Source organism: Methylocella tundrae (assembly GCF_901905185.1).
Lineage (GTDB): Bacteria > Pseudomonadota > Alphaproteobacteria > Rhizobiales > Beijerinckiaceae > Methylocapsa > Methylocapsa tundrae.
Window position 1 is genome coordinate 252,951 of record NZ_CABFMQ020000076.1, and the last position, 21,290, is coordinate 274,240.

General features: G+C 58.4%; 27 protein-coding genes. 24 read left to right on the forward strand and 3 right to left on the reverse strand.

The annotated features are described in order from the left end of the window. Positions 1-20: 20 nt before the first annotated feature. The 17 genes from MPC4_RS08985 (at position 21) to MPC4_RS09065 (ending at position 14,123) form a co-directional block, all read left to right on the forward strand. Positions 21-488 carry a transglycosylase SLT domain-containing protein gene (locus MPC4_RS08985; protein WP_174512200.1) on the forward strand — a complete coding sequence of 156 codons (468 nt, stop codon included), beginning with the start codon at positions 21-23 and terminating at the stop codon, positions 486-488. A gap of 140 nt (positions 489-628) precedes the next feature. Then, on the forward strand, positions 629-1,303 hold the full coding sequence (locus MPC4_RS08990; RefSeq protein ID WP_174512267.1) for a response regulator transcription factor: 675 nt from the start codon (positions 629-631) through the stop codon (positions 1,301-1,303). A 532-nt stretch (positions 1,304-1,835) separates the two neighbouring features. Further along, entirely contained in the window at positions 1,836-3,080 is a 1,245-nt protein-coding gene (locus tag MPC4_RS08995) for a flagellar hook protein FlgE (RefSeq protein ID WP_174512201.1), read from the forward strand. Positions 3,081-3,114: 34 nt separating this feature from the next. Then, positions 3,115-4,608: a flagellar hook-associated protein FlgK gene (flgK, locus tag MPC4_RS09000; RefSeq protein ID WP_174512202.1), complete on the forward strand. Its 1,494-nt coding sequence runs from the start codon at positions 3,115-3,117 to the stop codon at positions 4,606-4,608. Positions 4,609-4,619: 11 nt separating this feature from the next. Further along, positions 4,620-5,663 carry a flagellar hook-associated family protein gene (locus MPC4_RS09005; protein WP_174512203.1) on the forward strand — a complete coding sequence of 348 codons (1,044 nt, stop codon included), beginning with the start codon at positions 4,620-4,622 and terminating at the stop codon, positions 5,661-5,663. A gap of 131 nt (positions 5,664-5,794) precedes the next feature. Beyond that, positions 5,795-6,142, forward strand: a complete 348-nt coding sequence (gene flaF, locus MPC4_RS09010; protein ID WP_174512204.1) for a flagellar biosynthesis regulator FlaF — start codon at positions 5,795-5,797, stop codon at positions 6,140-6,142. A gap of 9 nt (positions 6,143-6,151) precedes the next feature. Continuing rightward, complete coding sequence (gene flbT / locus MPC4_RS09015; RefSeq protein WP_134492201.1) at positions 6,152-6,562, forward strand: flagellar biosynthesis repressor FlbT; 411 nt, start codon at positions 6,152-6,154, stop codon at positions 6,560-6,562. Between the two features lie 42 nt (positions 6,563-6,604). Further along, positions 6,605-7,015, forward strand: coding sequence for a flagellar hook assembly protein FlgD (gene flgD, locus MPC4_RS09020; RefSeq protein ID WP_174512205.1), 411 nt, complete (start codon positions 6,605-6,607; stop codon positions 7,013-7,015). Then, positions 7,012-7,278, forward strand: a complete 267-nt coding sequence (fliQ, locus tag MPC4_RS09025; protein ID WP_174512206.1) for a flagellar biosynthesis protein FliQ — start codon at positions 7,012-7,014, stop codon at positions 7,276-7,278. The genes flgD and fliQ overlap by 4 nt, the downstream gene beginning before the upstream one ends. A 646-nt stretch (positions 7,279-7,924) precedes the next feature. Continuing rightward, positions 7,925-10,015, forward strand: a complete 2,091-nt coding sequence (gene flhA / locus MPC4_RS09030) for a flagellar biosynthesis protein FlhA (protein ID WP_174512207.1) — start codon at positions 7,925-7,927, stop codon at positions 10,013-10,015. After that, positions 10,012-10,767 carry a flagellar biosynthetic protein FliR gene (locus tag MPC4_RS09035; RefSeq protein WP_174512208.1) on the forward strand — a complete coding sequence of 252 codons (756 nt, stop codon included), beginning with the start codon at positions 10,012-10,014 and terminating at the stop codon, positions 10,765-10,767. Before flhA ends, MPC4_RS09035 begins: the two co-directional genes overlap by 4 nt. A gap of 103 nt (positions 10,768-10,870) precedes the next feature. Then, positions 10,871-11,287 (forward strand): hypothetical protein, encoded by a 417-nt coding sequence (locus tag MPC4_RS09040; protein WP_174512209.1) that lies wholly within the window; start codon positions 10,871-10,873, stop codon positions 11,285-11,287. A 27-nt stretch (positions 11,288-11,314) separates the two neighbouring features. Next, a complete protein-coding gene (locus MPC4_RS09045; protein ID WP_174512210.1) occupies positions 11,315-11,797 on the forward strand; it encodes a rod-binding protein in 483 nt (160 codons plus the stop codon). Further along, on the forward strand, positions 11,794-12,318 hold the full coding sequence (locus MPC4_RS09050; RefSeq protein ID WP_174512211.1) for a hypothetical protein: 525 nt from the start codon (positions 11,794-11,796) through the stop codon (positions 12,316-12,318). Before MPC4_RS09045 ends, MPC4_RS09050 begins: the two co-directional genes overlap by 4 nt. Before the next feature lie 44 nt (positions 12,319-12,362). Further along, positions 12,363-12,764 (forward strand): hypothetical protein, encoded by a 402-nt coding sequence (locus MPC4_RS09055; RefSeq protein ID WP_174512212.1) that lies wholly within the window; start codon positions 12,363-12,365, stop codon positions 12,762-12,764. A gap of 98 nt (positions 12,765-12,862) precedes the next feature. Continuing rightward, the gene (locus MPC4_RS09060; RefSeq protein WP_174512213.1) at positions 12,863-13,369 is read left to right on the forward strand and encodes a hypothetical protein; all 507 of its coding nucleotides are present in this window, start codon (positions 12,863-12,865) and stop codon (positions 13,367-13,369) included. A 136-nt stretch (positions 13,370-13,505) separates the two neighbouring features. Next, positions 13,506-14,123 carry a hypothetical protein gene (locus tag MPC4_RS09065; RefSeq protein ID WP_174512214.1) on the forward strand — a complete coding sequence of 206 codons (618 nt, stop codon included), beginning with the start codon at positions 13,506-13,508 and terminating at the stop codon, positions 14,121-14,123. 40 nt (positions 14,124-14,163) lie between these two features. Here the strand turns inward: MPC4_RS09065 and MPC4_RS09070 are convergent, their stop codons facing one another. Continuing rightward, a complete protein-coding gene (locus MPC4_RS09070; RefSeq protein ID WP_174512215.1) occupies positions 14,164-14,613 on the reverse strand; it encodes a hypothetical protein in 450 nt (149 codons plus the stop codon). Positions 14,614-14,892: 279 nt separating this feature from the next. On the opposite strand from MPC4_RS09070, the gene modA reads away from it, so the two are divergent. The 5 genes from modA to MPC4_RS09095 all read left to right on the forward strand — a co-directional run bounded on the left by modA (position 14,893) and on the right by MPC4_RS09095 (position 18,953). Then, entirely contained in the window at positions 14,893-15,693 is an 801-nt protein-coding gene (modA, locus tag MPC4_RS09075; protein ID WP_174512216.1) for a molybdate ABC transporter substrate-binding protein, read from the forward strand. A gap of 53 nt (positions 15,694-15,746) precedes the next feature. Further along, the gene (modB, locus tag MPC4_RS09080) at positions 15,747-16,442 is read left to right on the forward strand and encodes a molybdate ABC transporter permease subunit (protein WP_174512217.1); all 696 of its coding nucleotides are present in this window, start codon (positions 15,747-15,749) and stop codon (positions 16,440-16,442) included. Next, entirely contained in the window at positions 16,439-17,536 is a 1,098-nt protein-coding gene (gene modC / locus MPC4_RS09085) for a molybdenum ABC transporter ATP-binding protein (RefSeq protein ID WP_174512218.1), read from the forward strand. The genes modB and modC overlap by 4 nt, the downstream gene beginning before the upstream one ends. A gap of 221 nt (positions 17,537-17,757) precedes the next feature. After that, a complete protein-coding gene (locus MPC4_RS09090; RefSeq protein WP_174512219.1) occupies positions 17,758-18,507 on the forward strand; it encodes an SDR family NAD(P)-dependent oxidoreductase in 750 nt (249 codons plus the stop codon). Between the two features lie 146 nt (positions 18,508-18,653). Continuing rightward, a complete protein-coding gene (locus MPC4_RS09095) occupies positions 18,654-18,953 on the forward strand; it encodes an ArsR/SmtB family transcription factor (RefSeq protein WP_134485997.1) in 300 nt (99 codons plus the stop codon). Positions 18,954-19,068: 115 nt separating this feature from the next. On the opposite strand, the gene MPC4_RS09100 is transcribed toward MPC4_RS09095, so the two are convergent. Together MPC4_RS09100 and MPC4_RS09105 are read right to left on the reverse strand one after the other, a co-directional pair. Then, entirely contained in the window at positions 19,069-19,338 is a 270-nt protein-coding gene (locus tag MPC4_RS09100) for a hypothetical protein (protein ID WP_174512220.1), read from the reverse strand. A 327-nt stretch (positions 19,339-19,665) separates the two neighbouring features. Continuing rightward, the gene (locus MPC4_RS09105; RefSeq protein ID WP_174512221.1) at positions 19,666-19,947 is read right to left on the reverse strand and encodes a hypothetical protein; all 282 of its coding nucleotides are present in this window, start codon (positions 19,945-19,947) and stop codon (positions 19,666-19,668) included. Between MPC4_RS09105 and MPC4_RS09110 the strand changes: the two genes are divergently transcribed. Next, positions 19,936-20,112 carry a hypothetical protein gene (locus MPC4_RS09110; RefSeq protein ID WP_174512222.1) on the forward strand — a complete coding sequence of 59 codons (177 nt, stop codon included), beginning with the start codon at positions 19,936-19,938 and terminating at the stop codon, positions 20,110-20,112. The genes MPC4_RS09105 and MPC4_RS09110 overlap by 12 nt on opposite strands. 277 nt (positions 20,113-20,389) lie before the next feature. Beyond that, on the forward strand, positions 20,390-21,208 hold the full coding sequence (locus MPC4_RS09115) for an inositol monophosphatase family protein (RefSeq protein ID WP_174512223.1): 819 nt from the start codon (positions 20,390-20,392) through the stop codon (positions 21,206-21,208). Positions 21,209-21,290 lie beyond the last annotated feature (82 nt).

Here is a 21,290-nt window from a genome sequence, read left to right on the forward strand (position 1 = left end):
TCAATCTGTGTGAACGCGAAATGACGCGCGCAGCCACAGAATATGATGTTCCGCTCGGCGTTCTCTATGCCGTCGGGCTGACCGAAACCGGCCGGCGTGGCGCACTCAGCCCCTATGCGCTCAACATCAAAGGGCAATCGCTTTTTCCGGCCAATCTCGATGAATCGATTCGACGCTTTGAATCAGCGCGTAAAGATGGCGCGCGCCTTATTGATGTCGGGTGCATGCAGATCAACTACTATTTTCACGGCCAACGGTTTCGATCCCTCGAAGCGATGTTCGACCCGCGCGAAAATGTCGAATATGCCGCGCAATATTTGAAAGCGTTGCGCGCGAGAGAAGGCAATTGGACTCTCGCGGCGGCGCGCTATCACGCCGGACCAGGTAACAATCCCGCCCAGAAAAAATATGTTTGTCAGGTGATCTCCAATATGGTCGCCAGCGGCTTCGGCGCTTGGACAATGAATGCCCGCAAATTTTGTCAGTGAGAGAACGTTCTCCGCGTCTCCGTCGACACAATGTGCTCGATACGAGAAAAATACAACCTAAACACGAATTAATGTTTGACGCATTGGCGATAGTCGTTAATAATCAGTTAATGAGGAGATTTGATTCAGGGGAAGTCCAAATGCTTGTAATTATTGATGATCGGGAAATTGTAACATCAGGCTACACCTCTCGTTTCGACAGCGAAGGGGTTTCTTCCGCTGGCTTTTGTCCAGAAGACTTTCGCGAATGGGTTGCAACGGTTGCGGAGACGGATCTCGGAGCTGTCGAGGCGTTTCTGCTTGGGGATTGCAAGGATCGGCAGACCTATCCAAGAATGATCCGGGAGCGATCCCGCGCGCCGGTTATCGCAATGAATGAAACGCCGTCTCTCGAGCAAACTCTCGATCTTTTTGCAGCCGGCGTCGACGACGTCGTTCGTAAGCCAATCCACGTGCGCGAAATCTTAGCGCGCGTAAGCGCTATCAGGCGGCGACACGAGGATGAGGCTCAGTCGATCGAACTCGGCGAACTTCGCGTCTTTTTCGATGGACGCGATCCCGAACTCAAGGGAAATGTTCTCGTCCTGCCGCGGCGCGAGCGCCGGATTCTGGAATATCTCGTCAACAATCGCGGCAGGCGCGTCAGCAAGGCTCAGATCTTCAATGCGATATACGGAATTTTCGATGAAAACGTCGAAGAGAACGTCGTCGAAAGCCATATCAGCAAGTTACGCAAGAAATTGCGGAGGCAGCTCGGATATGATCCGATCAACTCTGTCCGTTATCTTGGCTATCGCCTGGATGGCACAATTTAAAGAGGTTACAGCCGCGGAGCGCTAAGTATAGCTCCCTCACAATTCCATTTTCCTTCTATCCATACGTCTAGAAGCATGGCAGAGACCAACAGCCTCGCCGCGATCCCGGATCAAGGCGCTGCAATGCAGCTGGCCGGAGCACAGTCAACTCGGCGCAGCATAACCTTTGTCGCAAGTCACGGGGCTCCAAGAGGAGCGCGGCTCCATGCTTGCTGATCTTGCCCCACTAAAGATATTCTGTCGGCGCATCTCGTCAGCCAAATGGCCGCGGCAATTCTTGGCGTTCTAACGAGGTTCGTCCCCAAGCGCGCCGGCGGGACCGCTCGAAAGCCGTCAACGCGCGGTAAGCAACATCCTTGACGCCGGAAAAGCCGTCTCACGTGCGTGGAGCCAGCGATCACGGGCGACGCCCGCCACGCGCGTCGCAGGACGATAGCAAATGCATGCATTGAGCCAGACAGAACCAACGCTCGGTCAGTTTTGCGCAAGCTCGATCCGATTAGACTGGCTCACCCAACGCGGAGATTCTTCGATGAGCCTTTTTAGCGCTTTGACTGCGAGCGTGTCCGGAATGACGGCGCAGGCAAACAAGCTTTCCACAGTATCCGATAACATCTCAAACTCAGACACCACTGGCTACAAGCAAGCCTCGACCGAATTCTCAGATTTGCTGAACGAGACCAGCACAACCAGCTATAATGCCGCTGGCGTAGGAACATTTGTACGCTATGACATTTCCTCGCAAGGCAGCCTCACGAGCGCATCATCGACAACCGATCTCGGCATCCAAGGCAACGGGTTTTTTCTCGTCACGGACTCCAGCGGGGCGACCTACCTCACGCGAGCGGGCAACTTCACACCGAGCGCATCCGGAGATCTTGTCAACGCCGCCGGGTTCACGCTGCTTGGCTACAGCGTCGCCTCGGGCAGCACGTCCGCTGACGGAATCAGCGCGCTTCAGCCTGTCAACGTCACCGGCGATGGCTTGAAGGCCGTCGCATCAACCACAGGAACCTATACGGCAAACCTCAACTCCGACGCAACCGCCGTCACAGGCGCTCTTCCCAGCGCGAACCTTGCCGCATCGACCTACACCTCAAAGTCAACGCTCGTCACCTACGATAATTTGGGCAATGCCGTAACGCTCGACATATATTCTACGAAGACGGGGGCGAACACATGGGAGCAGTCGATCTATAATGGTGCTGATGCTGCGCCAGGAGGCGGCTTTCCTTATTCCACTGCGGCTCTAAGCACGCAAACGTTGAATTTCAGCGCCGCTGACGGCAGTCTGACCACTCCGACTAGTGTTTCAGTCGCTATTCCAAATGGGCAGACCCTGAACCTCAGTCTTGCCGGTACGACGCAATTGGCGTCGTCTTTCGCTGTCACTGCCGCGACGACGAATGGAAGCGCGCCGAGCGCTGTTAAAAGCGTCAGCATCGACACGGATGGCGTCGTGTCCGAGGTGTTCGCCAACGGAACTACGAAAGCGATCTCGAAGATCCCGCTTGCGAGCGTCGCTAGCGTCAACAATCTGACCTCCTTGGCGGGCGATGTTTATCAGGCAAACACCCAATCGGGATCTATTCTCGTCGGTGATGCGGGGCTGGGTGGTCTCGGGTCGATCCAGTCGTCACAGCTTGAGTCCTCCACAGTCGATCTCGCAACGCAGTTGACGGATATGATCGTCGCGCAGCGCAGCTATGAAGCGAACTCCAAAGTGTTTCAAGCGGGGTCCGATCTGCTATCTCAGCTGAACAATATGTTGAAATAGCGGTCAGCCTTCGTGATCAAAGGGTGTGTATGTCATGAGTCTTTCCAGCGCCGCGAGCACAACGCAGTCTGGGCTTTCGACGATAACCGCGGAAATCGCGGCGCTCACCCGGAATATCTCCGGAGCGACCGACACGACTGTCTATTCGCGCAAGATCGCAAATGTTGCAACGACGTCATCGGGCGCGCAGGTCGTCTCTCTGACGCGCGCCTCCAACCAGGCCGTGTTCGATAACGTGCTGTCAGCGACCGCGGCGACTGCGGCCCAGCAAGCGATTTCGGCTGGTCTCGATGCGCTCAATCAGACGATCGGAGATGTCTCGGGCTCGACATCGGGTTCGGCCTCGACGGCGACTTCGCCGGCGGCGCTAATCAGCTCTTTCGACAACGCGCTTCAAACTTACTCAGCCTCACCGAGTGATTCCACAGCGGCGGCGGCGGCTGTAGCCGCGGCCAAAAGTCTGGTCAGCGGCATGAACAGCGCATCGGTGACGGTGCAGCAAGCGCGTGAAACGGCTGATTCAGGCATGGCGAGTTCGGTTGCGGCGATCAATTCTCTGCTCACCCAGTTTCAAACGGCAAATCAACAAGTTGTCTCAGGTCTGGCTAGCGGGGCCGATGTAACCGATGCGCAGGACCAGCGCGATACGATCCTGCAGCAGCTCTCCCAGCAAATCGGCATCTCGACGACCGCCGGGTCGAACGGAGAAATGTCCATCTATGGTGATAGCGGGGTCACTTTGTTCCAGGGCGGCGTGGCAAGGACGCTAACGTTTGAGGCGACACACACCTATACCGCATCGACCGCGGGCAACGCTGTTTACGTCGACGGAGCGGCGATCACGGGAGGGTCAGCGACGATGCCGATCGCCTCCGGCAATCTCGCGGGCCTGGCCACGCTGCGCGACACGATAGCTCCCACATATCAGACGCAACTGGACAATATGGCTGGGGCGCTCATCAATTCCTTCGCCGAAAGCGATCAAGCCGGCGCGGGTCCGAGCCTGCCGGGTCTTTTTACGACGCTCGGCGCGACCGCTCTTCCCGGCGCGAACGGAGGGTTAGCCAGTCAAATCAGTGTCAACGCTAGCGTCGATCCCAGCCAGGGCGGAAACGCAAATCTTTTGCGCGACGGCGGCATATCCGACACAGCGAATACAAACTATACGTATAATACGAGTGGCGCGTCTAGCTTCACGGGCCGCCTATCGCAACTGACCAGCAATTTGTCTGCGACGCAGACGTTCTCATCCGCTGGAGGCATCGCCACAAGCGCAAGCCTGAGCAATTACGCGGCAGCGTCGGTGAGTTGGCTCGAGGCTGAGCGTTCGAGCGTTTCATCCAGCAGTAGCTATCAAAGCACGCTGTTGAGCACCGCGTCGACAGCTCTCTCGAATGCGACCGGGGTCAACATAAATGATGAAATGTCCAAGATGCTGGATCTTGAGCAATCGTTTTCCGCGTCTGCGAAATTACTAACCTCGATCAACGACATGTTCAATGCCCTCGCAGCGGCAATAATTGGATAGGACATTCGGCCATGAGCGCTTTCATCTCGACGCAATCGATCTCATCTTCGCTGCGCCAATCCGTCTTAAAGATGCAGACCGAGCTCGCGGCCAGCGAGACCGAGATGTCGACCGGCAATTACGCGGACATTGGCCTAAGCCTTGGGAGCGAGACGGGTCAAAGCGTTTCACTTCAGGCCGAGACCTCTTTCTTGCAGACGATATCACACACGAATTCCTCGGTTTCAACGCGGCTCAGCACAATTCAGAATAATCTAAGCGAGATGCAGACTTCGGCACAGACACTCCTTAATTCGCTGCTCGCCACGAATGGCGCCACGACGAGCGCGGCGACGGCTCAGTCGACGGGAAGTAACAATCTAAAATCCCTAATTGCTACGCTCAATTCTACGCTCAATGGCGACTACATGTTTTCCGGGATAAATACCGGCAACGCGCCGATTACTGACTACAGCGCCGCAAATGCGCCAAACAAGCAGGCGGTCGATGCTGCCTTCGCGGCGGCGTTTGGCATGTCGCAGACCAGCGCTGGTGTGTCGGGGATTAGCGGAAGCGCTATGCAGAGTTTCCTGAATACACAATTTTCTTCGCTGTTCCAGGGAACGAACTGGACCACCAATTGGTCATCGGCATCGGACCAGACGCTCACAAACACTATTGCGCCAAATCAAACCGAAAATACCTCGGTTAGCGCCAATCAGGCGGCTTTTCAGGAACTGACGCAAGCCTATGTAATGGTTTCAGATCTGGGCGGCCAAAATCTCAGCCAAAGCGCATACCAGGCGGTGACTAATACGGCAAGCAAGCTTCTCACCTCCGCGATTAATGGCTTGACCAACATCCAGGCCGGGGTCGGCGTCGTTCAGTCGAGCGTTGTGAGCGCTAACAGCCAAATGTCATTACAAATGGATATTTTGTCTACGCAAGTCAGCAATCTCGAAAGCGTAAATACGTATGAAGCGTCAACACGCGTGAGTGAATTACAGACCCAAATTGAGACCTCCTATTCGCTTACGTCGCAGCTGAAACAGCTCAGCCTCGTGCAATTTCTGTAAGATATCCCGTCGTGCGTGGCTGTCACAGGATGGGCATGAAAACGTTGAAGCTCAAATGCGTCATTGCCTCAGGTTGTAGCTGTCCGGCTGTTGGACGCAAGTAACTGCACCATGCAACGCGATGGGTCATCATGTATCAATTGAGTTATGCTGAAAGCATCGAAGAATCGGCAAAAGAATGTCGCGACCGCGAGCGCAGGGCGCTCGACCATGCCATCGCGCTTTTGGAGAAAGCAGAAACAACGGGTGCCGGCACGGCGGTCACCGGGGAGGCTTTGCAATTCCTTTGCAAATTGTGGAAGGCGCTGATCGAAGATCTGATCAACCCCGAAAATGATCTACCCGATGTGCTAAGGGGCGATCTCGTTTCGGTCGGAATTTGGGTTCTGCGCGAGGCGGATGCGATCCAGGCCGGGCGAGCAGAGGGGCTCCGCAGCCTGATTGAGGTCTGCGCCATGATCCGGGACGGTTTGAGGTAAGGCATGGCCATGCATATTTCCCTTCGCGCTGGTGAGAAGATCTACATTAACGGGGCTGTTCTATGTGCAGATCGGAAGGTCTCCTTGGAGCTCCTTAATGATGCGACGTTTCTTCTTGAAGCGCATGTGATGAAGGTTGAAAGCGCAACGACGCCGCTGCGTCAGCTCTACTTTATTGTCCAAATCATGCTTATGAATCCGAGCGATACGGTGGCGGCGCGCGATATGTTTGAGGGGTCTATTCGTATGATCATGGACATTTCCGGAGATGCATCGTTGCTGGCAGGATTAAGTGGCGTCAAGACGCTGGTCAGCAATGGACGGGCATTTGAAGCGCTCAAGGCGATCCGGATGCTATTTGGAATTGAGGCGGAGATTCTGGCCGGGCGCCGGCATGTTTCGCCAACGCAGGCGGCTTAGATCTCTCTTTGAAAGGGCAATCATGTCATTGAAAGGGCAATCATGTCAGTCAATAGCATAAACACTGCGACTTCGACGACGGGAGGCGCTTCGACGGCGGGGTCGGGCTCCACATCAAGCTCGGCGACAGTTGACTACAATCAGTTCCTGCAGCTGCTAGTCGCTGAACTGAAGAACCAGGACCCGACGAGTCCAACGGATCCAACGCAATACATGAGCCAGCTTGCCTCATTTTCCTCCGTCGAGCAACAGGTGCAGACCAATTCAACCCTCGACGCACTGTTAGTTACTCAATCGGGTGGCCTCGTCGGCCAGACTGTGACCTCTGCCGACGGGACGACAAGCGGAGTTGTGGCCTCGGTACAAACAAGCTCGGGCGGCGGCGCCACCGCGACATTGCAGAACGGCGGGACGGTGGCTCTCGGGTTTGGCGTGAAGATCGGTTCGTCATGAATGAGGCCGACGCGCTCGAACTGATACGCTCGGCGATTTGGACCATAATCGTTGGATCTGGCCCTGCCGTCGGCGCGGCGATGGTCGTCGGCCTCGTCATCGCTCTTTTTCAAGCGCTAACTCAAATTCAGGAGACTACGCTAACGTTCGTGCCGAAGATTGTCGTGATTTTCCTCGTGCTGACGGTAGGGGCGCCTTTTATAGGGGGCCAGATTTATGCTTTCACCGAACGCGTCTATGCTCGGATCGAGAAAGGCTTCTGATGTCTTTGATTTCAGGCGGTAGGGTCAGCCCAGTATTATTGCTGGTCATGTCGGCTAGGGGCGCTTCGTAGGAAATGGGCCCAGGATCGGGCCGGCATGATATTGACCGAGTCGCGCTGCAATCATGGTGTCTGCGGCGCCTGTATCTACAGTGATGTCGGGTGCGCGCAGTTGGGCGTGCCCAGCGGACAAAGCGGGCTAAGATGCGCGAGCGCTGCGCGCTTGTCTGAGGCGTTAGTTGCGCCTGTGGTAATAATTGAATGCTGTAGGGCGTGCCTGTAAATCGATCGATTGGGTCGATAAAACGAGTGGACGCCGCGTCTGAGGGGTCATTCGCAATGTGAAAATTAGGCGCTTCACGTAATCTGCGGCTGAGGGGCGAGCGCTGTGTTCGGTTGCGCTCCGCACGGACAATGACGCTCAGTGGAAGCAGGTGGGGACCGAAGCTCACCTCCGGCGTATTCCGTCTCGATCAGTAAGACGTGAGCGGCGCGAAGCGCGTCTGCCTCAAAGCCGGCGGCCGCCGCGGGCGCGGACGAGACGGGCAATGCATCCCGATAATCATGCAGCGTCGGCGATCTAGAGTCACTCCGGCGTAAGCTTCCTCCGCGAGACTGAACAAAGTAATAGCAGGCGAGAGGCGTCGATGGTTGATATTGCATTGAGGACTTCGGTTGGCCCGAAGCGCCAGAGCGCGCGAGACGTCGGCTTCGCCGCAGGCATCATCGCCATTCTATCGATCTTTTTCCTTCCTATTCCGGCCTTCATGATCGATATCGGATTGGCCTTCTCGATCGCCTTATCGGTTCTCATACTGATGGTCGCCCTTTGGATTGAGCGGCCACTCGATTTCTCCGCCTTTCCGACCGTACTGCTGGTCGCAACCCTCCTGCGCCTTGCCCTCAACATAGCGACGACGCGTTCCATTTTGTCGAATGGCTCTGAGGGAGTTACGGCTGCGGGCTATATCATCGGCGGGTTCTCCAAACTTGTCATGAGCGGCGACTTCGTCATTGGACTGATTGTGTTCGCGATTCTGATGACAGTGAATTTTGTGGTGATCACAAAGGGCGCAACGCGCATCGCGGAGGTTGGGGCGAGATTTACGCTCGACGCAATCCCGGGCAAGCAAATGGCAATCGATGCCGATCTGTCGGCGGGATTGATCGATGACAAAGAGGCGCAGCGCCGGCGCCGTGAACTAGAGGAGGAGAGCTCATTCTTCGGTTCAATGGACGGCGCTTCGAAATTTGTGCGCGGCGACGCAATTGCCGGATTGATCATTCTGGCGGTCAATATCTTTGGCGGCATCGTGATTGGCGCGACACGGCATAACATGCCCCTGCAGCAAGCGGCCGACGTCTACGTCAAGCTGTCGGTTGGCGACGGGTTGGTGTCGCAGATCCCAGCGCTGATTATTTCGCTTTCGGCGGCGCTACTTGTCTCAAAGGGCGGCACAAGGGGCGCGACCGAGGCGGCGGTGCTTAACCAGCTTGTGAAATATCCTCGCGCGCTCTCGGTGGCTGCGCTGTTGATGTTTGGCATGGCGGTTGCGCCGGGGTTGCCCTTCTTTCCATTCGCCGTTTTGGGGAGTGTTCTTGGCTTCATCGCCTACGAGGCGCCAAAGCGCATAGCCAGGGAGCGTCAGGCGGAGGAGGCGCGACACGCGGCCGCCGAGCAGGCCGCGCAGCAGGAGGTCAGTGAATCTGTCAAGGAGTCGATGCGTTCGGCGGAAATCGAGCTCTGTCTTGGCAAACAATTGGCGACGCGCCTCCTCGTGTCCCACAATGAACTTGCCGCGCGCGTGGCGAAGATGCGACGCAAGTTTGCCAAGCAATATGGTTTCGTGGTCCCCGAAATCAAATTGTCGGATAGTCTGTCTGTTCCGACGAAAGGCTATCAGATCAAGATTCACGGCACTGTTGTAGCCGCGCATGAATTGCGGATCGGGGACCTCCTTGTCATCGTCGGCGATGGACGCCGGCCGGATCTGCCTGGCGACGACGTGCGCGAGCCGGCGTTTGGTATGAAGGCGGTGTGGATTTCGCAAACCTTCGCCAATGAGCTCAAACGGGAAGGATTCAACCCGGTCGACAATATTTCGGTTCTGTTGACGCACCTTAGCGAAGTCATCCGCAACAATCTGTCGCAGCTCTTATCATACAAGGATATGCGGAGCCTTCTCGAACGGCTTGGGCCGGAATATAAGCGTCTAATCGATGATATCTGTCCCTCGCAGATTTCATACTCGGGGTTGCAGGCGGTGCTGAAACTTCTGCTTGCGGAGCGAGTATCGATCCGCAATCTGCATCTCATTCTGGAGGCGATCGCCGAGATCGCGCCGCATGCTCGTCGCGCGGAACAGGTCGTGGAGCATGTTCGCATGAGGATCGCGCAGCAGATCTGTGGCGATTTGATGGATGGGGGGAGTTTGAAGGTCCTTCGCCTTGGCAATCGCTGGGACCTTGCTTTCCATCAGAGCCTCAAGCGCGATTCCAAAGGCGAGGTAATCGAATTCGATCTCGATCCGGCAATGGTCGAAGATTTTGGCAGGAACGCGTCGGCGGTTATTCGGGAGCGTATGGACCAGGGGCATCAATTCGTCCTCGTCGCGACGCCTGAGGCGCGCCCCTATGTGCGCATGGTCGTAGAGCGCCTCTTCGCCACATTGCCTGTGCTTTCACATCTCGAGATAGCGCGCGGCGTTGAAATCAAATCGCTCGGCTCGATATCGTGATCGCGATAGGATCAGAGGCCGTTCTGTCCGTCTTTGTTTTGTTTTGCCGGATCGGCGCCTGTTTGATGCTCATGCCCGGCATTTCGGGCCCGCGCATTCCGGTCAAGGTCCGATTATTCCTTAGCTTCGGGATAACGCTCGGGTTGGCGCCGCTCTTGTCGACGGAGATTGAACCAAAGTTGTCCGAGGCGCGACCGTTCGCGCTGTTGCAGATCATCCTCAGCGAAAGTCTGGTCGGTGCGTTGATAGGCTTCCTCGGCCGTATCTTCTTTGGCGCGCTGGAAACGCTGGCGAGCGCGATCGCCATGGCGATTGGCCTGTCGAGCCCGCTGACGCCCCCGCCAGATGACAGCGAGCCGCTGCCGGCGATCGTATCACTGATCTCGCTCGGCGCGACAGTCCTGTTGTTCCTGACGAATCTACACTGGGAGGTCCTGCGTGGCTTGATAGCCTCGTATGATGCATTACCCGTGTCGGGGCTTTTCAACACACAGTTCGGATTGATTCAAATAGGAGATCGTCTCGCGCGATCCTTTTTGCTTACCCTTCGCATCAGCAGCCCTTTCATCCTCTATTCGCTGATCATTAATCTGGCGGTTGGCCTTGCTGGCAAGTTCGCGCCTCAGATTCCTATTTACTTCGTCACCGTTCCAGCCGTAGCGATGGGTGGACTGTTCTTGCTTTACCTTACCTGTAGTCATCTTCTGGAGCTTTTTACAACCGGATTTGCGACATGGCTGATTTCGGGTTAGAGGCGCCTGTGCACTTTCAACCTCCCGTTCCGCAAGCTCCCGTCGGAGACACTACCGGCTGTCGGCCGGCCGATGACGGCGCCACGGATAGAAGATCAGTCCGATGAACAAAAGGCTCGTGAAGGCGCGGCGCATTCTCGAGGCGCAGACCGAAATCGATCGTCTCGCGGGCTGGACGCTGATTGAGCTTCAACGTCAGCTGGAAACGATCGAAGAGCACCGTCATCGGCTGATTGCCTTCAGCGAAACGGAGCCTGCGTTCTACGGTCTTTCCGCTGACGCTGTGATGCGGCGTCTCGAGGCGTTGCAAAAGTCCGACGCGGCGCTGCGAGCTGAGATACGCGCGCAAACTGAGAAGCGCTTGGCCGAGCGCGCGCGGATGCGGGGCGCAGAGGCCATTGCCGCTGCGCTCGAGGCCGATCAGCGCCGGCAAGAGGAACAGCTCCGGCTGATGGAGGTGATCGAGGCTTCGGTCAGCGAAGTGGCGTCAGCCTCAAGCAAGCCTATCGGCTCATCGTGAGGTGAAATCCCTCGAATGGAGAGGCGCATGTCGATCAATCCGGTATCGGATATCGTGCTTGACGTCGCGAGAGCCGCGGACCCGAGCAAGTCTCTGGCCGCTGCGGAAAGATTATTTCGCCTCGGCGCCGGGGAACCGGCCGGTGCGGATTTTTCGAGCGTCATGAGAACAAGCAATTCGAGCGATGCGGAATTGCGGAGCATAGTGGCCAAGATGAGCGCAAGCCCATCCCCCGCGGCTACGTCTCCAATGGACGCGCGGACGAAGGCATACAAGGGCGTTGAGGAACTCGTTCTGCAGAACCTTGTCGAAAACATGTTGCCGAAGGAAGGCAGCGGCGTCTTTGGAAGCGGAACCGCCGGTGATGTGTGGAGGTCTATGCTGGCCGAACAATTGGCCAAGCAAATTGGCAAGACGGTAGACCTCGGCCTAGATAAAAAAGCTGGCGCTACGCATGGCGCGGTTCACGCATGGCTACCGGATCCGCACGTGACCGGGAGGCAATCGTGAGCTTGACCGATGGCAGGCTTGCGACAGAGCTTATGCATGAGCCCGGCGCTGTCGGGCGCCTCTCGCCGCCAACGAGTCCTGGCGGCCCGGCGACGCAGCGAGAAGACCCTGATGCTGCGGAGAGAAGCACGCTCCCTGAAGGTGAAAAGTCGAGGCCGATGCTGGAGACCTTCTTCAACGCGGTCGAAAAGCTCGAATCTCTGCTTGATCTCGAGACACAGCTACTCAGGCAGAACAAGCCGGTGGCGTTGCATGATTTTAATCATAAGAAGAGCTATGGACTGCTCGAACTCAGCCGGGCGATGAGCGCGTGCCGGGCGCATGATCGTTCGGCGTTCGACTTTGAGGCCAGGGCGCCGTTGGGGCGATTGCGGACGAAGCTGGAGAGCAACCTCGCCAGCCTACAGACACATCTGACAGCGGTTGGAGAGATCGCGGCGATCATTGCGCGCGCCATCCAGGATCATGAGTCGGACGGGACCTATTCTATAAGGCGTTATACGCGGAGCGACAGAGAATGATCCGGCTTGTCGCTAGCTGTCTATGGATTTGCGTAGCGACGCTGATGTCGGCCTATATTGGCGCAACCTGGAAGGCCGGCGCCGGGCAGGTGAAGTCGGCGCCGCGACAATTCGAGCATTTGGAGCATAAAAGGACTGAAGCCATAAGCGTTCCGATGATTGCCGACGGTGACATCACAGGCTACGTCGTCGCGCAGTTCATCTATCTCATTGATCCGGAAGCTCTGAAGCAGATGTCGGTGCCGCCAGATGTGTTCATCACGGATGAGGCTTTCCGGAAGCTCTATGTGGATAAGGTTGATTTCAATCATCTGGAAAAATACGACGTCGCGGCTCTGACGAAGGATCTTGTGAAGAGAGTCAATCAACGGCTCGGCGGCGACATCATCAAAGACGTGCTGGTCGAACAATTTAATTATGTCCCGAAGCAAGACATCTCCAAATGATGGCCGCCTCTCCTGGCGCTCCTTAGCGAGCCCGGGAGCGTGCGTCGCAACGCGCGGAATCGGTGGGCGATCGCTTATGAGCAGGAAAGGGTGAAACGATGATCTTCGAAAGACTGACATGGGTTGGGTTCATGATCGTAGCTGCGGGATGGGCGCTGTTGTTTTCTGCGCCCCAGTTGACCAACTTCATGGCGCAGGCGTCAGGACGCTCCCTCGGGGCGGCGACAATCGATATACAAACGATTGCGCAAGGCGCAATTGTGACCGGGCTCGGTATTGGAGTTCTCGGGGCCCTGCAGACCGGTTTCGGAGCGTTGAACAGGTTTTTCGAAGCTGTGCTTGAACGGTCTCAACACGCCAGGCCGCAGTCAGGAGCGCCAACTCCCGCCAATCCCATGGTTCAAGCTGCGACGCCCGCTCCCGCTCAAGCTGTGACCAAGGCTATCGTTAAACCACAACCCTCCCACCCAAGGAAGATTCTGGAGCGCGGGTGGGTCAAAGATCGAGCCTATGTGCTGTTTACCGACGGCAGCGTCGAGGTTGAGACGATGCTGGGGCGGCGCATGTTCCCTTCGCTTCAGGATGCGCAGGAATTTATTGCGTGATGTGCGGGCCACAGGCGGTAGGCCGAGGGGCGGTCGCAATGCGTGAGCGGGCATGGACTTCTGGAATGGGCGGCTTTCAAAGGGGCGGCGGATGCACGGTTTGCGTAGGGAAAAGGGTAGGTCAAAGCAGAGCGAGATGGAACAGCCGGATTCGACCTTCCGGCAAACGCATGTGCGAGGGCGCGTTCTTTTCGGCATCGGGTTGATGCAAGGCGCGCCGAAGGCTGGGGCGCCGTCTCACGCGCAGATGTCGGCGCTGCACGGCTTTGCTTTGACGCTCGATCATGGGCTTGTCGCGGCAGGGGTCGCCGCTGCGATAGGTTCGGCAGGTTTTGCCGGCTTCATGATCGCGCGGGACAACAGTCACCCAATGTTTGGCGGCATTGAGCATCTGATGATTTTCGCGCAGCCGATCGGTGGTCAGGCGAGCCATCGATCGCCGCAGATGGATCAATCAGAGAGCCATAAGGTCGATTTTAACGTGACGGGTTCGATCGATCAGGCTGCGTTGAACGCGAGCGCCGAACGACCGCATCCGGACAAAGAGCCCGACGTGAAGCATGGCGCTGTCAAAGGCTATGTTCTCCGCTTTGCGCCGAAAGGCGGCTTGTTGGCGGAAGGACCGAAGGGATCTTACGTCGCAACGCCCGGAACCGTGCTGCCGGACGCCGGACGCATTCTTTCAATCGAGAACAGGAGCGGTCGATGGCTTATCACCACCGAGATGGGCGTGATCGCCGAGACCGGCCTATAACAAAATTGCATGCCTGTCTTTTCAATGTTGGCGAGGCGTTTCAGCCGTCAGTCGCGTAATGGCGGCCGCGCAAACATGCGAGCTGCAGCCGGCTTATCTTAAGCGACGCCGGCGATTGAATGAAACAAAGACCGAGTTCGCGGTCCTTTCGCCAAATGACGTAGGCGTCGATCAGCCGTTCCGGATAGTCTTCATAGAGCCGCATTGCGACGGGGGCCGGGACATCGCCAAGGAGCCGCACCCGCGCGCCCCTGTCGGACCGGTCGTAAATCTGGCATTCAATTAAAAATGCGTTTTGGCGATTGAGGATCTTTCCTGATCTGAGGCGCGTGCGGCGTCTGCGCGCCGCCCGTCTTTCGACGCGCTTTATAGTGTCGTGGACGCAATAGGCGAAGTCCTGCGCAACACGCCCTTGAACCAGAACCGCGACTTTGCGCGCCTGCGCAAATGGGCGAGCCGAGCCGGAATCTATGGTCAATCGACGGCCCATGATGTTGCTCCTGCAGGACGCGGCGGCGAACGGCGCGCCTGCATCCTAACGCATGAATGCAAAAGCGAATGCGTGATCGTAGGCTTTGGTAAACGCTGTAAGCAGCATCGCCTTCGCGCCGCTGCGCGCAGCCGTCATGCTTGCTGGTGCTGTATAAGGTGCGATATAAGACAATCTCTGCTCGCAGGCGCTTGAGCATATTCTTGTCGATCGAATGACTCCCTTCGATCGGAAAGCGCTCTAAAGCGTCTGGAACAAAACTTCGAAGAGGAGATCTGCATGCGGTTTTTCGCCCGCCGCGCGTTCAATGCGCTCGCCTTGTGCCTGGCTCTGGCCCGCCCCGGCCTGGCGCAGACAGCCTCGGCTCAGACGGCGGCCACCGCGGGCCCTACTGTTTTTGCGGCAGCCAGCATGAAAACCGCCCTTGACGCGATCGCAGCCTCCTGGACCGCGCAAACCGGCAAGGCGCCCGCGATCGTTTATGGATCTTCCGCTGTTCTCGCCAAGCAGATCGAGCAGGCCGCGCCGGCGGACATTTTCATCGCGGCGGACGTAAACTGGGCCGACTATCTGGAGAAAGCAAAATTGCTTCGACCAGGGACGCGCCGGAACGTTCTCGGCAATGCGCTGGTCCTCATCGAACCGGCGGATTCCAATATCACCCTGAAGATCGAGCCGGGCTTCGACCTTGCCGGCGCGACGGGCGACGGCCGAATCGCCGTTTGCACCATTGCGTCTTGCCCTGGGGGCATTTACGCCAAGCAGTCGCTGGAAAAGCTTGGCGTTTGGGATAAGGTCGAGCCGAAGCTCGCGCAGGCGGACAATATCCGCTCGGCATTAAACCTCGTCTCGCGCGGTGAAGCGCGTTTTGGCATCGTTTATGCCACGGACGCCAAGGCTGATCCCAAGGTGAAGGTCGTCGACACATTTCCGGACTCGACGCATAGCCCGATCGTTTATCCGGTCGCCGTTCTGGAAGGCTCGAAGAATAGCATGGCCGCATCATTTGTCGCTTATCTGTCGTCGCAGGCGGCGACCAAGATTTTGCTGGATCAAGGCTTTACGGTTTTGTCGAAATAGCCTCGCCGACGTCGCTCCGCGACAGGGATCAACCGGATCAAATGAGCGCTTAAGTGTTGGATTTATCGCCCGATGAATGGACAGCGATCTGGCTCTCTTTGAAGATCGCAGTCGTCGCCACAATGGCGAGCCTTCCCTTTGGCGTTTTCACGGCCTATGCGCTGGCCCGCTGGAAATTTCCTGGCAAGACGCTCGTCAATGGCGTGGTCCATCTGCCCCTCGTTCTGCCGCCCGTCGTCACCGGCTTTATCCTGTTGATCCTGCTCGGCCGCAAAGGCGTTTTCGGACCGTTTCTCGCCAGCATCGGCATTGTCTTGTCGTTTCGCTGGACAGGCGCCGCCGTCGCCTGCGCGGTGATGGGATTCCCGCTGATGGTGCGCGCCATGCGCCTGTCGTTCGAGACCATTGACCGAAGGCTCGAACTGGCCGCCGGAAGTCTCGGCGCCAGCGGCGTCTGGACCTTTTTGCTGGTCAGCCTTCCTCTCGCCGTTCCAGGAATCATTGTCGGGGCAATTCTCGCTTTCGCGAAGTCGCTCGGAGAGTTCGGCGCGACGATCACCTTCGTCTCCAATATTCCCGGCGAGACGCAGACGATCTCGGCGGCGATCTACACCTTTACGCAAGTCCCGGGTGGGGACGTCGGAGCCATGCGTCTGACCGCGGTCGCCATCGTCATTGCGCTTTTTGCGCTGATCGCTTCGGAAATCATTCAGCGCTGGGCTGAAAAACGCGTTGCGAGCTTTGAATGATCGAGGTCCGGGTCGGCCTTGATCTGGCCACGTTCAAACTCGACGTGGCCTTCGCCGACGGCCGGGGCATCACGGCGTTATTCGGGCAGTCGGGTTCAGGCAAATCCTTAACGCTCAGTCTGATTGCCGGCCTGAGGCGACCGGATCGCGGCTTCATCAAGCTTGATGGCGAACTGTTGGTCGATGTCGAGAAGCGCATCTTCGTGCGGCCGCATCGCCGCCGCATTGGTCTTGTGTTCCAGGACTCGAATCTCTTTCCCCATTTGAGCGTGCAGCAAAATCTCCTCTTCGGCCGCTGGTTCGCGCCGCGCGGCGCGCGGCAGATCGAATTCGACGCCGTCGTTGAGACCCTGGGGATCCGGCCCCTGCTGTCGCGTCGCCCGGCGCGGCTTTCCGGCGGCGAACGTCAGCGCGTCGCGATCGGCCGCGCGCTTTTGTCTTGCCCGAGGCTTCTCCTTTTCGACGAGCCTCTGGCTGCGCTCGACACAGCGCGCAAGCTCGAGATCCTGCCTCTCATCGAGCGTATTCGGGACGACTTCAAAATCCCGATCGTCTATGTCTCGCATGCGGTGGAGGAGGTGGTGAGGCTTGCCTCTTTGGTGGTCGTTCTCGAAAATGGGAAGGTGAAAGCGATCGGCGATGCGAATGAAGTCTTTGGCGCCGCTGCCGCTGGTTCGCTCGAAGACCGGTTCGATCGCTCATCGGTGCTGACGGTGACGGTCGGCGGCAGCAACGCAGCCTATGAGTTGACGCAGCTGAAACATCCCGCTGGAACAATATGGCTCGCGGGGCCCGCGGGCCCGCCAGGCCGGTCCGTGCGGATTGTCGTCAAGGCCACCGACGTCGTACTTGCCAAAGAATCGCCGCACGACGTGAGCATTCGCAATGTCCTGTCCGGCGCGGTCGAGTCGATCGAGACTCAGGGTCCCTTTGCTATGGTCGAGGTCGCGCTTGATGGCGGCGGGCGCCTCGCCGCTGTCGCAACGCGCCTCGCCGTGGACGAACTTCATCTCGACCGGGGCGCGAAGGTCTTCGCGCTGATCAAGTCGACCGCTCTCGATGAGCGCGCCGTTGGCGAGGCGCCGCGCCCTTGACGATTTCGCATGGAGGTGAACCATGCTCGTCATCATCACTTCACACCGCGAGAAAACTGCGCGGCTTTCGGGCGTGTTCCTCGGCTCGGAGCTAAACCTTCTCTGGAGAATCCGCTTTGGACCTCTTGACAGGCATGACGTGCAAGCCCACGTAACGCCAGCGATTATTCGATAATTGTGAAACTATCGAAATGTTGCGTGCATTTGCAAGGTGGAGTGTCATGAGCAAATTATCCGGCAAAGTAGCCATCGTCACGGGCGCGTCAAAAGGCATTGGCGCCGGCATCGCAAAGGGGCTGGCGGCGGAGGGGGCGGCGGTCGTCGTCAACTATGCTTCGAGCAAGGAGAGCGCTGAGCGGGTCGTCGCCGACATCAAGGCGAAAGGCGGAACAGCGATCGCCGTGCAAGGCGATGTCGCCAAAGCGGCCGATGTAAAGAAGATTTTTGCCGAAACGAAGCAAAAGTTGGGACGGCTCGACATTTTGGTCAATAACGCCGGCGTCTACAATCTTCTGCCGCTCGAGGCGTTAACTGAAGACGACTTTCATCGCCATTTCAACATCAACGTTCTCGGCCTCTTGCTCGCGACACAGGAGGCGGTCAAATTTTTCGGCGAGGAGGGCGGCAGCGTCATCAACATCGGCTCCGCCATAACAAGCATCAATCCGCCGCAGACGGTTGTTTATACCGCCACGAAAGGCGCGGTCGACTCCGTGACGCGCGTGCTCGCGAAGGAGCTCGGGCCGAAGAAAATCCGGGTCAATTCAATCAATCCAGGCGTGATCGAAACCGAAGGCACGACCGCCGCCGGCGTCATCGGGAGCGACTTCGAAAAGCAGTTTATCGCGCTGACGCCGCTTGGGCGCACCGGCCAGCCCGAAGACGTCGCGCTCGTGGCGGCGTTCCTCGCCTCCGACGAATCGCGCTGGGTCACAGGCGAAACGCTGGCGGTTTCAGGCGGCTTGCGATAGAGCAAAGCAGCTAGGGCGGCAGACCGATTCCGGTCATGCCGCATGATGGACGAGAGTGTTTGAGCGGACCGGCCTGATCTCGTCGGGGCGGTTCGGTTTCTGCTAGGAGTGCGTTCGATTCAACGCGTTACGCTCCGGGGAGAGGGATGTCGGAATCGCTTGGCGTAACGCTGACGGAGGATCAGCTTCTCTTGATCGCGAAAGCTCTGGGCGACCGGCGCCGGTACGAAATCCTGAAACATCTTGGCGAGCGGCATGATGCGCTCTCCTGCGTCGCTGTGCGCGATTGCACCGGCATCAACCCGGCGACGCTGTCCCATCATATGAAAGAACTCGAAACGGCGGGGCTGGTGGAGGTGATGCGGGAGGGCAAATTCGCCAGCTACGTTCTGCGGCGGGATGTGCTGGAGGCGTTCCACCGGCGGTTGAGGGAGGATCTCGCCTGAGACAACGCCGGCGGATCGCTGTGAAAGACGCGGCGGGACGTTAAAGCGTAGTGCGGCCCTTCCGGCTGGTCCATGAGAGCCCGGGGTGGGCCAGTCGGCGGCTGGAGGGGCTCCGTTACGGCGATCCCCGCCTGAGCCAGGTCACGGAGGCGAAAGCGCCGAGCCAGGATCCGAGAGCGGCGAAGAGAACATAGGCTGGATTTTGCGTGTAGCTGATCACTGCGAAGGCGGAGAGAAGATACCAGATGCCGCTCCAGTTCGCCGCCCAAAGCCGGCGTCTGGCGGCGACCGCCGCGGTGAAAAGCACATAGGCCGCGTCGGTCACCGCGGTGCATGCGAGGACCCCTGCGGCGACCAGCGGATCAATGGTGAACGTCAAAGTCATCTCCCCAATTCAGCCTTCCGCAGTCTAAACGAAGCTCCGCCGGGGGCGCAGAGTTTTTCGCAAGGGATCAGCGTTCGGCAGAGAAACGCGGATCCGGTCTCGCAGGGCATGATGGTTCGGCGAGACGCGCTTACGTGAGCGGGTTTCGCCTTCAATCAGAGTCCCGTTCCCGCGGTTCGCTGGGCTGTGCGCCAGCAAGGGATCAGTCGTAACAGATGATCGCCCGCTCGCCGCGAAAGATGGAAGGCGGCCCATTCAAAAGGCTTTGCGGCGTCGCCGGCGCCTTCGCCGTCTTTCCGCCGTCGTGGGGGGAGACGGCCGGAATGATCATCGACGGATCGGCTGGCGTTCGCATCGCGGGTCGCCCCGCAATGAGCCCCCCAACGAGCGCGCGGGAGGCGCGGTCAACGCCGGCACAGCGAAAAAAGCGGCCCAGTAGCGCTGCGCGTCCGCCAGGCTCGAGCGATCACGCGTTTCCTGCAAAATGACGCAGAGCTCGGGATCCTGATGCGCGAGGCTGACGCGATAGAGCGGCCCGTGCCGCCTTTCGCCGCGCGCGATCGCGACGCCGAAATAATTCACCACCGGAACGCTGAGATGCATTTTCATGCCTCGACGACGCCGCCGGATGGTGACGCAGCGCGGGCTGATGAGGACCGTCCGACATCCGCCATCGGCGCGTGGATCTGGTCCAACGCGCGCTATGATCTCGATCTTGGCGTCCCTATCGAACCGCGGATGTCGCATCATTCGCCTGTGTTGGGCATGTTGTGAGGAAGCGAAGAATCGGCGAGGGGAAAGTGGATCTTGCTGAATTTCCAGTCATGAACCGTGAAATTACTCTTGTTGAACGAATTTTCCGCCGACTGCCTGCTGACCTCGACCTTAGGCGCGCCACCTTGCCGGAGGCTGGCTTCAAACGGCGGCGCCGATCGCGGCCCGATCGCGCGGCTTTGAGCGCCGCATTGGCCGGCGTCCTGGAGAAAAGCTTGTGTCACGCAGTGCGGCAGGTTAAGCCAAATTCAGTTTTTTCTCGTGCTCAGAAAAAGTCTTGGCGTCACTCTCTCATGCGGACGGTCTCGTTGCTTCCTTTGAGGAAGCCACTCGACGCGCGGGCGAGCTCGCGCTCGCCTTTTTCCGCCATGGCGAGAAGACCAGCGCGATGGTCTCGCACAAGGCCGGCGGATCGCCGGTCACTGAAGCCGATCATCTCGTCGATCGATTTTTGAAGCGGCGGTTCGAGGAGTTGCTGCCGGAAGCTGGCTGGCTGTCCGAGGAGACGGAAGATTCGGCGGAGCGCCTGACGAAAAAGCTTGTGCTCGTCGTCGATCCGATCGACGGAACGCGCGCCTTCGCGCTTGGCGAACCCACCTGGGCGATCGCCGTGGCGTTGGTGCGCGATGGCCGGCCCCTGATCGGCATCGTTCACGCGCCGGCGCTCCAGCAGACCTATGTCGCCGTAAAGGACGGCGGGTCGCGGCTCAATGGCGTTCCGATCGAAGTCTCGGGCATCGCGACGCTCGACGCCAGCGCCCGCGTCGGCGCGCCTTTGTTCCTCGCTGAGGAATTGCGTCAGGCCGGACTGACGTTCACCTTGCAGCCGCGGGTCCCCTCGCTGGCGATGCGCATCGCTTATGTCGCTTCGGGCGCCCTCGACGCGGGCTTCGCGTCGGAAAACTCCAATGATTGGGATATCGCGGCGGCCGATCTCATTCTTGAGGAAGCAGGCGGACGTTTGGCCGGTCTTGATGGCGTTGAGCTCGTCTATAACCGCGAGGAGACGCGCCACGGGCTGCTCACCGCCGCGCCGCGCCAGCTTCAATCGCAAATCAATCTTGCGATGCGGCGGGCCCGAGGCGCTCCGGAATGAGCCGTCAAACCATCGTCGCTGGCGTAAATTATGCTTGCGGCGCAGGCTGAGGAAACCACCCTTTGACCCTAGAAACCGCTGG